The organism is Rhizobium sp. P1_E6 (genome assembly GCF_056405875.1).
The window spans coordinates 14078-26133 of the sequence record NZ_JBFUBG010000035.1 but is presented as its reverse complement, the minus strand read 5'-3'; the positions used below and the strand labels follow the sequence as shown (position 1 = coordinate 26133).

Sequence of the window (12056 nt, the reverse complement as noted above, 5' to 3'; positions counted from 1 at the left end):
CTATTCCTTGGACTTTTCCGGGCGCTTGCGCGTCAGGGATGCCAGCGCATTCGACGCGCCGAGAATGCCGCGAGGGCGCAGGAGGAGGATGAGGCAGAGGCCGACCCCGATCATGACGATCTGAAGGGATGCTGCACGCGCCTGCTGCTCCGGTGGGATGAAGGCGGAAACGGCGGCGGCCGACAGCGCCCAGAGACCCCAGACGAGCACAGCGCCGAGAATTGCGCCGCGATTGTTGCCGGCACCGCCGACGATCAGCATTGCCCAGACCTGGAAGGTCAGGATCGGCAGATAGTTGTCCGGCGCGATGAAGCCGATGAAATGCCCTTGTGCCGCCCCCGCAAGCCCCATGATGGCGCCGCCGATGGCAAAGGCTTGCAGCCGGAAGCGGATCGGCCGCTTGCCGAGTGCCTGTGCTGCCGCTTCATCCTCGCGGATTGCCCGCAGCACACGCCCCCAGGGGCTTTTCGCGAGATGCTGGAGGGCGAGGTACAGCGCCAGCACGACGGCGGCCATCAGCGCGAGATTGGAAAGGCCGAAGGCGAGCGGATCGCCCGCGAGTTTGCCAAACGGCCGCGGAATGAAACCGATGCCGAAGGCGCCGCCGGTGAGCGGCTGCAGGTTGAGCACGCAAAGCTGTACGGTGACGGCGACGCCGAAGGTGGCGATCGCCAGATAATCGGACCTGAGCCGTATGGTGAGCGCCCCGACCAGCCAGGCGGCAAGGCCCGCCATGAGCGCACCTCCCATCCAGCCGACGGCAATCGGCAGGTCGAAGCCGCCGACACGATCGGAAGCGTCCGGTGTCGTCAGCAGGGCTGAGACATAGGCGCCAATCGCCACAAAGGCTGCAATGCCGACGTTGAACAGGCCGGTCTGGCCCCACTGTACATTGAGGCCGAGGCACATGATGGCATAGGTCAGCGCCATGGTCAGAAAGAAAGCGGCATAGGCGATCAGGTCTAGGCTCATGCGACCCTCCCGAGCAGGCCGCGCGGGCGCAGAAGAAGGACCGCAACGAGGATGACGAAGGAGACGGCGGCACGCCACTCCGCACCGACCATTTGTACGGCTGCCGCTTCCGAAAGACCGACGATCAATCCGGCGATCATCGCACCCGGCACGCTGCCGATGCCGCCAAGGATCGCTGCGGCAAACAGCGGCAGCAGCAGATCATGGCCGAGATAGGGGCGGATCTGGACAAGCAACCCGGTCATGATGCCGGCGATGCAGGCGAGCGCCGCGCCGACGAACCAGACCACGCGGATCACCCGACGCACATCAACGCCGGCAATTCCGGCAAGCGCTGGGTTTTCGCTGACAGCCCGCATCGAACGTCCGATATCGGTGCGGGTCATCAGCAGGTGAATGGCGATGACGGCAACGAGCGAGACGCCAAGCGACAGAAGCTGATCCGGCGTTGCACGCAGTCCGCCGCCGATCTGGATGGCGATTTGCAGTGCCTTGGTGTAGTAGGCGGGCTTCGAGGTAAAGATGAATTCCAGCAGGCTGCGCAGGGCGAGCGATGCGCCAAAACTTGCCATCACCAGAATGATGACGGCGCTGCCGCGCGCCCGCAGGCGACCGAACAGCACGGCATCGACGGCGAGCGCCAAGGCACCCGTGAGGATAATGGCGAGGATGGCTGAAAGCGGCAGGGACCAGCCGAAGGAAAACGGGCCGAGCGGCTTCGTCAGCGTGGTGGACAGGAGGCCGAGGCCGCCGCTCACCGCCAAGGCCAGATAGGCCCCCCATGACAGGAGTTCGCCATGGGCGAAATTGGCAAAACGCAGGATCGAATAGGTGAGCGTCACGCCGATGGCGCCCAGACCAATCATCGCGCCGGCGAACAGGCCATCCATCAGGAATTGCGGGTTCATGGCTGTGGCACCTCATGCGGCTGTGATGTGCCGAGATAGAGTTTGGCGATCAATGGATCGCCAAGCAGGGAAGATGCTTTGCCCTCATGGCGGATCTTGCCCTCGACCAGAATGACGGCGCGGCTGGCGAGGGCGAGCGCCGCCTTGACGTTCTGCTCCACCAGAATAACCGTGACGCCGCCCGCATTGATCTCCTGAAGCATCGCAAAGACCTCCGCAACGATCTTCGGAGACAGGCCTGCGGATGGTTCATCGAGAATGAGCACCGGCGGATCGACGATCAACGCTCGCGCGACTGCCAGCATCTGGCGCTGGCCGCCGGAAAGCGCGCCCGCCAGCCGTGACGGCTTTGTCGCGAGATCGGGGAAGCGGCGGTAGAGAGCGGCGATCTTTTCCGCGCGGAGGGGTTTTGGCAAGACGGCGGCTGCAAGCTGCAAGTTTTCGCGAATGGAAAGCGTCGCAAAGATGTTTTCCGTCTGCGGCACGAAGGCGAGGCCTTCGCCGATCTTGCGGTGGGTGGCGACGCGGGTGATGTCGCGCTCCCCCAGGAAGATGCTGCCGGAATGCACGGGCAAGACACCGGCGATCGCCTTGACGAATGTCGACTTGCCGGCGCCGTTGGGGCCGAGAAGCACCAGCAATTCGCCGGGCGCCACGGAGAGATCGACACCGCGCACGATCGGCAGATCGGGTTCATATCCGGCGACCAGCGCCTGGGTTCGAAGGGCAGGAACCGTCATGCCCCAGCTCCGAGATAGGCCTCGATCACATCGGCATTGGCGGCGACAACGGTGGGCGTGCCTTCGGCCAGCGGTTTGCCGAGCGCCATGGCGACTACGCGGGAGCAGAGCCGCGAAACCATGTCCATGTTGTGCTCGATCAGCAGGATCGACTTGCCCTGCCTGTTGAGGTCGATGACGCGCTCCATGATGGTTTCGAGCAAAGCGGGGTTGACGCCCGCGGCCGGCTCATCGAGCAGGATGGCCTGCGGATCGGCCATCAGGATACGTGCCAGTTCCAGGAGCTTGCGCTGGCCGCCGGAGAGCACTTTTGCAGGTTGGGCCTCAAGGCCTGACAGGGTGACAAACTCCAGCAGCGCCCGCGCCTTGTCGATCGCCAGTTTCTCCTGTCGCCGGACGTGACCGAAGCGCAGGAAATTTGCAAAAAGCCGCTCGCCATCCTGCCCCTGCGCGCCCGTCAGCAGATTTTCCAGCACAGTCATTTCGAGGAAGGGTTTCGGAATCTGGAAGGTGCGCCCGACGCCGCGGCCGATGCGCTGCTCGGGGCTTTCCTGCGAGACATCGAGGCCGGCAATCCAGATTTCACCCGATGTCGGCTTGAGACTGCCAGCGATCAGATTGAACAGCGTCGTCTTGCCCGCTCCATTTGGGCCGATCAGCCCCAGCATTTCGCCGGCTGCAAGCTTCAGCGACATGCCGGCGACAGCGGTATGGCCTTCGAACTTCTTCACCAGATCGCGTGCATCGATCACGGCTCGGGAAGCGGGCGCGAAGTTCGATGGTGCAGCTGACGCGGAAGAAGGCATGAGCGAAACAAGTCTCTTGATTTGATTGGTGATGTTTGATCAAACTTTACCGTATGGAGAAAAGCAACCAAAAAAACCGGTGGCAAGCGGAGCAAATTGAGAGGCGGTACAGATGAGGAAAGCATCCGAAAATACCGCCAGCAACCTTGATCGCGACGATGCGCTGTCGCCGGTCGGTCGCGAGACCCTGCAGGACCGCGTCTACGCTCAACTGCGCAATTCGCTGATCAACGGCATGTTTGATGCCGGCGATATCTTGCGTATTGTCGATCTCGCCGAGCGGCTGCAGACGAGCACCATGCCGGTGCGCGAGGCGCTTGGACGGCTCGTTTCCGAGCAGGCACTCGAATCCCTGCCGAACCGGTCGGTGCGTGTGCCGCTAATCACCCGCGATCGTCTCGACGATCTCGCCCGCGCGCGCATCCTGATCGAGGGGCAGATGGTGGCGCTGGCCTTGCCGAACCTCAGCGATGAAGACTTCGCCATCCTCAAGCAGATCAATGTCGATTGCGACCTGGCCTTCGAGCAGCATGGCAAGGATATCGGCCACGTTACCTCGGCGCTAAACCAGCGCTTTCACTTTCATATTTACCAAGCTGCGCGCTCGCCCGTACTCATTCCGATCGTTGAAAGCCTCTGGCTGCAATCGGGCGCGATCATCCGCAAGGCGGCGCATATTCATGACGAACAGGGCGGCCTGGCGGCGACAAATCACCATTGGGCGCTGATCGATGCGCTGGAAGGGCGCGATGCCGAAAGCGCTGTTCAGTCGCTTTCCGACGATATCAGCCGGTCTTTCAACCTTATCCGCGGGCGGCTGGATGCAGAATACGATGAGGCCGCAGAGGGAGTTGGCCATGGTTGATCCAGTGGATGATGGCTTCGACATTTTCGACTTGCGGGTGGACGTGATCATTCCCGAAGGCGGTGCTGTCTATTGCGGCGCCAAGCCCGGCGACCATTTCGAACTGCATGGCGAGATGCTGCATCTGCCGCCCGGGCAGGGTATTTCCATTTACTCGCTGTCTTCAGTCCTGCCGCTTCTGGCCGCCAAGCAGCGTCCGACCCATCCCAACGACTGGATGACGACGGATGCAGATATCGCTTGCCCTGACCCGAATTGCTCCACCCGGCTGAGGATCACCCGCACTGGTCTCCGCCGTTTCAGCCATGCCGCGACAACAGCGGTTCCCTTGATTGACGAATAGGCCAGCAGACATGCAACGCATCACCATCGCCCCCGGTTATGAGATATCACGCRTCATTCGCGGTGGATGGCAGCTGGCGGGCGGCCATGGCGCAATCGATGCCGAGAGCGCCATCGAGGACATGATCGCCTTCGCTGACGCCGGCATCACCACGTTCGATTGCGCCGATATCTATACCGGGGTGGAAGACCTGATCGGCCGCTTCCGTCTGGCCTACGGCAATCTGCGTGGTGGCGAAGCCCTCTCGCGCATCCGCGTGCATACCAAGTTCGTTCCGGATCTTGCGGTGCTGCCCGTGATTAGCAAGGCCTACGTCGAGGGTGTGATCGATACTTCGCGCCGCCGGCTCAATCTCGATTGCCTCGATCTCGTGCAGTTTCACTGGTGGGCGTATGACATTCCTGGCTGGCTGGAAACGGCGGGCTGGCTGAAGGAGCTGCAACAGGCCGGCAAGATCGGCAAGGTCAGCGGCACCAATTTCGACACCGATCATATCAAGGCGATCATCGCGTCGGGCGTGTCGGTTACCTCGTTGCAGCTGCAATATTCGCTGCTCGATCGGCGCCCGGAAAAGCAGATGGTACAGCTTGCCGCCGAGAAGAATTTCGCGCTGTTCTGCTATGGCACGGTGGCCGGTGGCTTCCTTGGCGATCGTTGGTTAGGGCAGCCGGAGCCGGAGCATCCGCTCGAAAACCGCTCGCTCACCAAATACAAGTTGATCATCGACGATTTCGGCGGCTGGGATCTTTTCCAGGCGCTGCTCTCGACGCTCAGGAAGGTTGCCGACCGGCATCAAGTGGATATCGCGACCGTCGCCAGTGCTGCGATGCTGACCAAGCCCGGCGTCGCCGCAGTCATTGTCGGCGCCCGCAACCGCGATCACCTGCCATCCAATCTTGCCATCGCGAATATCAAGCTGACCGACACGGATCTGGCAGAGATCGAGGCAATCCTGCGCCAAGGCAATCCGCTGGAAGGGGACGTCTATACGCTGGAGCGGGACCGGGAGGGCCGCCACGGCAGCATCATGAAATACAATCTCAACAAAGGGGAATAAAATGGGACCGAAATTTCTGCTTTCCGCTGTGGTTGCGGCACTCGCGGCATCCACGGCACCGGCTTTCGCAGCCGATTGCGACATCACTGTCGGCCTCGTCATGGAATTAACGGGCCCTGCCGGCGAATACGGCCAGGCGGGTGCAAAGTCCGTCGAAATGGCCTTCCGTGATTTCAACGATGCCGGTGGCGTTGATGGCTGCAAGGTCGTGGCCGATACGCGCGACAGCCAAAGCCAGGGCAATGTCGCCGTCGATCAGGCAACGCAGCTCGTCAACATCAAGAAGGTGCCGGTCATCATCGGCGGCATTATCTCGTCGGTTTCGATCCCGATCCTGACCTCGGTTACGGCTCCGGCCGGCGTCGTGCAGGTCTCGCCGGCATCGTCCTCGCCGACGCTCACCGAGCTTGGCCGCGTAGGCAAGACCAACGGCGTGTTCTTCCGCACGATCACCTCGGACGCGCTGCAAGGCACGGCCGCTGCCAAATATGCTGTTGATCAGGGCTTGAAGAAGATCGCGATCATCAACGTCAACAATGACTTCGGCGTCAACATGGTGAAGGAGTTCACCACGGCCTACACGAAGCTTGGCGGCACGATCACCTCGACCACGCCTTACAATGAGAAGCAGTCGAGCTATGCGTCGGAAGCCAGTGCCGCCATGGCGGGTGAGCCGGATGCACTCTATCTTGTCAGCACGCCGGTTGACGGCGCAACGATCGCCCGCGCCTGGATTTCCGGTGGCGGCAAGCAGACTTTCCTGCTGAACGACGGCATGAACTCCAAGGACTTCATCGAAAGCGTCGGCGCGCAATATCTGGAAAACGCCTACGGCACCTCCTCCGGTACGAGCCCGACGGCATCGACCGAATATTTCAATGCCAACTATGAAGCCTTCTCGGGCGGCATTTCTCCGTCGGCTCCGGCCGCGGACCGTTCCTATGATGCCGGTGCGATCGTCGCACTCGCCATTGCCAAGGCGGGCAAGGCGGATGCTGCCGCCATCAAGGCTGCGGTGTCAGGAGTGGTGGCCGAAGGCGGCACGCCGATCCATGCCGGCAAGGAAGAGTTTGCCAAGGCCCTGCAGCTCATCAAGGACGGCAAGCCCGTGAAGTATGAAGGTGTCATCGGCCCTGTCAGCTTCGATCAGTACGGCGATATCACCGGCCCGTTTCGTCTCTGGAAGATCACCAATGGCGAGGTGACGACTGTCGGCGAATTGAGCGCCGGCGAGGTCAACAAGATTAAGACTGCGAAATAAGCGAAAAGGGCTCGGGGATCCGCCCCGGGCCCGCCACATGCTGTTCGAGGGGTTCGCTTCTTAGGAAGTGATATTCTGTGTATTCTGGATTGGTTCCATAAAGAGGCTTAATGCCCCGAAGATTGTTTTTCAGAAGCTTAGCTCATTTGAATGGTGCCGCGCTGGATCTGTTCCCTTCAAGAGCTACAGTTGGAACAGGGATTGAATGCGGAATTATCCCCGCATTCACCAAGGTTTACGGTTCCTTCAATGCGTCGCTTGTATCGAAATCTCCCCGCTGGAGACCCGGCGCTTCGGAGAGCTCGCTTGGTTGGGCTTCCTAATGAGCGAAGCGCCGGCTTTAAAGCGGAGCTTCGATACTGGCCGGTGCCGAATTAGGGTCGCTTCGGTGACGAATGTTTGGGCATGGATGGCCCTGCGCCAGGGCAGGACCTCCGAGAGCCCTACGCCACATAAGGCCGGCGGCCGAAGAACTGGTGGCCCGGGTCGTTGAAGCCGGGTGTCGAGGCATGGCCGGTGACGACCAGGCGGTTGACCAGGGCTTCGTCATCTGGCGTGAATTTATAGGCGAGCGCCGGGATGTAATCTTCCCATTGAACTTCAGTGCGCGGGCCGACGATCGGGGAGGTGATCAGCCGGTTGTTGAGAACCCAGGCGAGCGCGAATTGGCCGGGCGTGATGCCGCGTTCGGCGCTGTGGAGGGCAATCTGCTGGGCGATGTCGAGGGATTCCGGGCGCCATTCGGTCTGCTGGATGCGCTTGTCGTTGCGCCCGGCCCGGGTCTCGGGATCCGGTTGCTCGTTCGGCTTGTACTTGGCCGTCAATATGCCGCGTGCCAGCGGGCTGTAGGGCACGACGCCAAGCCCGTAATAGTCTGCGGCATCGAGATGCTCGAATTCGATCTGGCGATTGGCGAGATTGTAGAGCGGCTGGCTGGCGATCGGACGATCGACGTTGAGCAGGTCGGCGACGCGGCTGAACTCGGAAATCTTCCAGGCACGGTGATTTGAGAGGCCATAGTAGCGGATCTTGCCTTCGCTGATCAGGTCGCCGAGCGTGCGCACCGTTTCGCTGACATTGGTCTGATGGTCTTCGCGATGAAGATAATAGATATCGATATAGTCTGTCCCCAGCCGCTTGAGGCTGGCTTCGACGGCACGGCGGATATATTTGCGCGAGGCGCCCTGGCTGTTCGGATCTGAACCCCGCGGGCTCGCGAATTTCGTTGCGAGCACCCATTGATCACGCTTTTCCCTGATGGCGTTGCCGACGACAACTTCCGATTGGAAATTCGCATAGCCATCGGCAGTGTCGATGAAGTTTATCCCTTGCTCGGCGGCACGGTCGATGATCCGGCGGGACGTCGCCCCGTCGGTCTCGCCGCCGAACATCATCGTTCCAAGGCACAGTGGAGAGACGCGAAGGCCGTTGCGGCCAAGCGTCCGGTATTCGACAGTCATCGTTTAGTCCTTTCGGTAACAAATGCGATTGACGGGGTCAGGCGGATGCCGCAATCAGCGCCCGGGTGTAGTCAGTCGCCGGGGACTGCCATATCGAGGCATGGTCGCCGGTCTCGATGATTTTTCCATCCTTCATCACCATGACGCGGTCGGAAATATATTGCACGACGGCGAGGTCGTGAGAGATGAAAAGGTAGGAGAGATCATACTCGTGCTTCAGATCGACGAGAAGATTGAGGACTTGGGCCTGGACGGAGACGTCGAGCGCCGAGACCGGCTCGTCACAGACCACCAGTTTCGGCTGGATGATGATCGCCCGGGCGATGCCAATCCTCTGCCGCTGGCCGCCGGAAAATTCATGCGGGAATTTCTGGGCAGTCGATTTGGCGAGGCCGACGGCGTTCAGCGTCCTTGCAATCATTGCCAGCCGCGCAGCGGCATTGTGTTGGCCGTTGACGATGAGCGCCGTCTCGAGAATGTCGCCGACCGTGCGGCGCGGGTTCAGCGACCCGTAGGGATCCTGGAAGATCATCTGAAAGCTCGGCCGCAGCGGACGCAAGCGTCGTTCAGGGAGAGCCGTCAATTCGGTGCCGTCGAGCGTTATCGACCCTGCAACCGGCTTTAGAAGCTGCATGATCGTCCGGCCGACCGTCGATTTTCCGCTGCCCGACTCGCCGACGAGGCCGAGCGTCTCTCCCTTCGCGATCGAGAAGCTGACATCATCGACAGCACGCGTCTGTTTGCCCGACGTGTTGGCGTAGTCGACCGTCAGGTTGCGAACGTCAACGAGATTTTCCTGCTCGCGGGAAGGGAAGTCCTCGCGGCGCGATCGCGGCTCCAGCCGGATGAACTGGTAATTGCCGAATTCGTCGCGCTGACTGCGGATCTCCGTCAGCGTCGTTGTTCTGTAGTGGAGGGCGTCGTCGAGCTTCAGCGAGCTCTCCTGCAGGCCGCGTGTATAAGCAGCTCGCGCCCCTGAAAAAAGCTCCGCGGAGGCAAGCTCCTCGATCTTGACGCCATGGTGCATGACGATGACCCGATCGGTCCATCGCGCAACCAGTGGCAGATCGTGGCTGATCAGCAGCAGCGACATCGAGAGGTCCCGTCGCAACCCGTCGAGYAGATCAAGGATCTGTGCTTGCACCGTGGCGTCCAGCGCCGTCGTCGGCTCGTCGGCGATCAGCAATTCGGGAGAACACGAGACGGCCATCGCGATCATCGCGCGCTGACGCTGGCCACCCGAAAGCTGATGCGGATAAGAATTGGCGATGCGCTGAGGATCCGGCAGCTTCACCAGATCGAGAAGCTCAAGCACCCGCTGCCGCGCTTTTTCAGCCGATACGCCCTGATGCCGCCTGATGGCTTCGGCGATCTGCCAGCCGACCCGGTGGACCGGGTTTAGCGACGTCATCGGCTCCTGGAAAATCATGCCGATGCGCGCGCCGCGCACATCCTCCATCTGTCTTTCCGGGAAGCCGAGCAGCTCCACGCCACTCAGGCGTATGGAGCCCTTGATCGCCGTGTTCTTGCCGAGCAGCCGGGCAATGGCATGAGCCGTGGTCGATTTTCCGCAGCCGGACTCACCGACAAGAGCAATGGACTGGCCTTGGGCGATATCGAACGACAGGTCGTGGACGGCATTCTGCTCATAGGCGGCGCCATATCTGACACTGAGATTTCGGATTTCAAGGGCATGCGCCTGTGTCATCGATTTCTCCTCAGCCGGGGATTGAGGATGTCGCTGAGGGCCTCGCCGATGAGGTTCACGGAGACGATCGTCACGATGATGCAAAGGCCGGGTATCGCCGTCAGATACCAGGCGTCCTGAAGCATCGTTCTGCCGGTGCCGATCATGCTGCCCCAGGTCGGAATGTTGGGATCGCCGAGGCCGAGAAACGAGAGGCCGGCCTCGGTGAGGATTGCCGAGGCGACAAGCACCGAGGCGGTGACGATCACCGGCGGCAGTGCATTCGGCAGTATCTCCTGGAGGACGATGCGAAGGGGGCTGTAGCCCTGCGAACGGGCTGCAAGCACGAAATCAGAATTACGAAGCCAGCGGAACTCGGCCCTGACGAGACGGGCAATCGTTGGAAAGGAGCCGATCCCGATCGCAAAGGTCATCATGGCGAGGCTCGGGCCGCCGAGCGAAACGATGACGACGGCAAGAAGAAAGGAGGGCGTCGTCTGGAAGAGTTCGGTCAGCCGCATCAGAATGTCATCGACGAACCCGCCGAAATAGCCGGCGATGACGCCGACAACCAATCCCACGACGAGACTGACGAGCGCGGAAAGGAAACCGATTGCAAGCGACATCCTGGCGCCATGTACGAGCTGAGCCAGCACATCGCGGCCGAGAGGGTCGGTCCCCAGCGGATAGGCGGGATCCTGAAATGGCGGCAGCAGGGCACTCGCAACCGTCGACAATGGATCATCGGGAAAGAGTATGCGAGCCGAAAGCGCTGCCACCACGAGGGCCGCGAGGATCACCAGTCCCGTGAGACCGAGCGGGTATCGCAGCAGGCTGTTCCAGAGCGGCTGCGGCCCGGCTTCTATACCGACCGAAACCGGCGCAATGGGATCGGCGATTGGAAATTTCGACGGCGCGTTCATGCCTCGATCCTTGGGTCAAGCCAGGTCTGGAGGAGATCTGTCAGGATGTTGACGACGATCACCAGGATCGATGAGATCAGCAATATGCCGAGCAGGACGACGTATTCTCGGGCAAGGACGACGTCATAGGTGAGGCGCCCAAGCCCCGGCCAGCTGAAGATGGTCTCGATGACGACAGAGCCGCCAAGCAGCGCGCCGATCTGCATGCCGGTGACGGTCGTCAATGGAATGAGCGCATTCCTGAACACGTGACGCCACGTGACCGCGTCGGAACGAAGGCCTTTGGCGCGAGCGGTTCGAACGTGGTCGGCGGTCCGGGCGTCGATCATAGCGCCGCGGGTGAGGCGCGCGAAAATCGCGATGAAGAAGGTGGCAGTCGCGCTGATCGGCAGGATCATATGCCTGAAGACGTCAGCAATGTAGCCGAGGCCACTGTTGGCGGCTCCGAGCGTCTGCGATCCCTCCGGAGGCAGCCATCCGAGATAGACGGAAAACAACAGGACGAGCATGAGCCCCGTCCAGAAGCTCGGCGTGGAATAAAAGATAAGCGAGAGAAACGAAAGCAGGCGATCGGGCCACCGGTTGCGAAAGCGCTCCATGACCACGCCGAACAAAACGCCAATCGCAAGCGCCAGGCTGAGCGCAGACAGTTTGAGGAGAATGGTCATCCAGAGCCGAGAGAGGATCAGTTCCGAGACAGGGGCGTTGTAGCGGGCTGAAAAGCCGAGCGACAGATGCGAGAGATTGTAGAAATAGGTGACGAGCTGAGACAGCACCGGCTGATCGAGCCCGAAGCGGATTTTCAGCATCGCCATCGTTTCTTGCGTTGCCGCGCCCGATTCCGCCGCGAAGGCCTCGGCAGCGTCACCAGGCAGCATCTGCACCAGCACGAAATTCAAGATCAGTACGCCGATCACCAGCGGCACCGCCTGAAAAACCAGATGAAGAAATCGCTTCGAAATTCTTGCCGAGGCCATGTGATGCCCTTCCACGCACTGAGGGGAAGCGTGCCCCGCAGATTTAACCGCAGGGCA

The 12056-nt window shown here is 61.2% G+C and carries 12 protein-coding genes; 4 read left to right on the top strand and 8 right to left on the bottom strand.

The window, feature by feature from the left end:
* The 4 genes from AC1D35_RS18190 to AC1D35_RS18175 are packed head-to-tail and all read right to left on the bottom strand — an operon-like array spanning window position 1 to window position 3426.
* The gene (locus tag AC1D35_RS18190) at window positions 1-972 is read right to left on the bottom strand and encodes a branched-chain amino acid ABC transporter permease (protein WP_477939352.1); all 972 of its coding nucleotides are present in this window, start codon (window positions 970-972) and stop codon (window positions 1-3) included.
* Window positions 969-1880 carry a branched-chain amino acid ABC transporter permease gene (locus AC1D35_RS18185; RefSeq protein WP_477939349.1) on the bottom strand — a complete coding sequence of 304 codons (912 nt, stop codon included), beginning with the start codon at window positions 1878-1880 and terminating at the stop codon, window positions 969-971. The genes AC1D35_RS18190 and AC1D35_RS18185 overlap by 4 nt, the downstream gene beginning before the upstream one ends.
* On the bottom strand, window positions 1877-2620 hold the full coding sequence (locus tag AC1D35_RS18180; RefSeq protein WP_477939348.1) for an ABC transporter ATP-binding protein: 744 nt from the start codon (window positions 2618-2620) through the stop codon (window positions 1877-1879). Before AC1D35_RS18180 ends, AC1D35_RS18185 begins: the two co-directional genes overlap by 4 nt.
* Window positions 2617-3426, bottom strand: coding sequence for an ABC transporter ATP-binding protein (locus AC1D35_RS18175; protein ID WP_477939346.1), 810 nt, complete (start codon window positions 3424-3426; stop codon window positions 2617-2619). The genes AC1D35_RS18180 and AC1D35_RS18175 overlap by 4 nt, the downstream gene beginning before the upstream one ends.
* Window positions 3427-3538: 112 nt before the next feature.
* Between AC1D35_RS18175 and AC1D35_RS18170 the strand changes: the two genes are divergently transcribed.
* Genes AC1D35_RS18170 through AC1D35_RS18155 form a run of 4 tightly spaced genes read left to right on the top strand, consistent with a single transcriptional unit; the run spans window position 3539 to window position 6952 of the window.
* Window positions 3539-4291, top strand: a complete 753-nt coding sequence (locus AC1D35_RS18170) for a GntR family transcriptional regulator (RefSeq protein ID WP_477939344.1) — start codon at window positions 3539-3541, stop codon at window positions 4289-4291.
* Window positions 4284-4634 carry a TIGR04076 family protein gene (locus tag AC1D35_RS18165; RefSeq protein WP_477854386.1) on the top strand — a complete coding sequence of 117 codons (351 nt, stop codon included), beginning with the start codon at window positions 4284-4286 and terminating at the stop codon, window positions 4632-4634. Before AC1D35_RS18170 ends, AC1D35_RS18165 begins: the two co-directional genes overlap by 8 nt.
* A 10-nt stretch (window positions 4635-4644) precedes the next feature.
* Window positions 4645-5691 carry an aldo/keto reductase gene (locus AC1D35_RS18160; RefSeq protein ID WP_477939342.1) on the top strand — a complete coding sequence of 349 codons (1047 nt, stop codon included), beginning with the start codon at window positions 4645-4647 and terminating at the stop codon, window positions 5689-5691.
* 1 nt (window position 5692) lies between these two features.
* Window positions 5693-6952, top strand: coding sequence for an ABC transporter substrate-binding protein (locus tag AC1D35_RS18155; RefSeq protein WP_477939340.1), 1260 nt, complete (start codon window positions 5693-5695; stop codon window positions 6950-6952).
* Between the two features lie 443 nt (window positions 6953-7395).
* Here AC1D35_RS18155 and AC1D35_RS18150 read toward each other — a convergent pair whose 3' ends face one another.
* From AC1D35_RS18150 to AC1D35_RS18135, 4 genes are read right to left on the bottom strand one after another with little or no spacing between them, the layout of a single operon-like run.
* Window positions 7396-8412: an aldo/keto reductase gene (locus AC1D35_RS18150; protein ID WP_477939338.1), complete on the bottom strand. Its 1017-nt coding sequence runs from the start codon at window positions 8410-8412 to the stop codon at window positions 7396-7398.
* A gap of 37 nt (window positions 8413-8449) precedes the next feature.
* Window positions 8450-10120 carry an ABC transporter ATP-binding protein gene (locus AC1D35_RS18145; RefSeq protein WP_477939337.1) on the bottom strand — a complete coding sequence of 557 codons (1671 nt, stop codon included), beginning with the start codon at window positions 10118-10120 and terminating at the stop codon, window positions 8450-8452.
* Window positions 10117-11022 carry an ABC transporter permease gene (locus AC1D35_RS18140; RefSeq protein ID WP_477939335.1) on the bottom strand — a complete coding sequence of 302 codons (906 nt, stop codon included), beginning with the start codon at window positions 11020-11022 and terminating at the stop codon, window positions 10117-10119. The genes AC1D35_RS18145 and AC1D35_RS18140 overlap by 4 nt, the downstream gene beginning before the upstream one ends.
* The gene (locus tag AC1D35_RS18135; protein WP_477939333.1) at window positions 11019-11999 is read right to left on the bottom strand and encodes an ABC transporter permease; all 981 of its coding nucleotides are present in this window, start codon (window positions 11997-11999) and stop codon (window positions 11019-11021) included. The genes AC1D35_RS18140 and AC1D35_RS18135 overlap by 4 nt, the downstream gene beginning before the upstream one ends.
* Window positions 12000-12056 lie beyond the last annotated feature (57 nt).

What these genes read in the sequence shown, in the direction of transcription:
- AC1D35_RS18165 (WP_477854386.1), top strand. Translation starts at nt 4,284, where the DNA reads ATGGTTGATCCAGTGGATGATGGCTTCGACATTTTCGACTTGCGGGTG.
- AC1D35_RS18175 (WP_477939346.1), bottom strand. Translation starts at nt 3,426, where the DNA reads ATGCCTTCTTCCGCGTCAGCTGCACCATCGAACTTCGCGCCCGCTTCC.
- AC1D35_RS18180 (WP_477939348.1), bottom strand. Translation starts at nt 2,620, where the DNA reads ATGACGGTTCCTGCCCTTCGAACCCAGGCGCTGGTCGCCGGATATGAA.
- AC1D35_RS18170 (WP_477939344.1), top strand. Translation starts at nt 3,539, where the DNA reads ATGAGGAAAGCATCCGAAAATACCGCCAGCAACCTTGATCGCGACGAT.
- AC1D35_RS18135 (WP_477939333.1), bottom strand. Translation starts at nt 11,999, where the DNA reads ATGGCCTCGGCAAGAATTTCGAAGCGATTTCTTCATCTGGTTTTTCAG.
- AC1D35_RS18155 (WP_477939340.1), top strand. Translation starts at nt 5,693, where the DNA reads ATGGGACCGAAATTTCTGCTTTCCGCTGTGGTTGCGGCACTCGCGGCA.
- AC1D35_RS18140 (WP_477939335.1), bottom strand. Translation starts at nt 11,022, where the DNA reads ATGAACGCGCCGTCGAAATTTCCAATCGCCGATCCCATTGCGCCGGTT.
- AC1D35_RS18150 (WP_477939338.1), bottom strand. Translation starts at nt 8,412, where the DNA reads ATGACTGTCGAATACCGGACGCTTGGCCGCAACGGCCTTCGCGTCTCT.
- AC1D35_RS18190 (WP_477939352.1), bottom strand. Translation starts at nt 972, where the DNA reads ATGAGCCTAGACCTGATCGCCTATGCCGCTTTCTTTCTGACCATGGCG.
- AC1D35_RS18185 (WP_477939349.1), bottom strand. Translation starts at nt 1,880, where the DNA reads ATGAACCCGCAATTCCTGATGGATGGCCTGTTCGCCGGCGCGATGATT.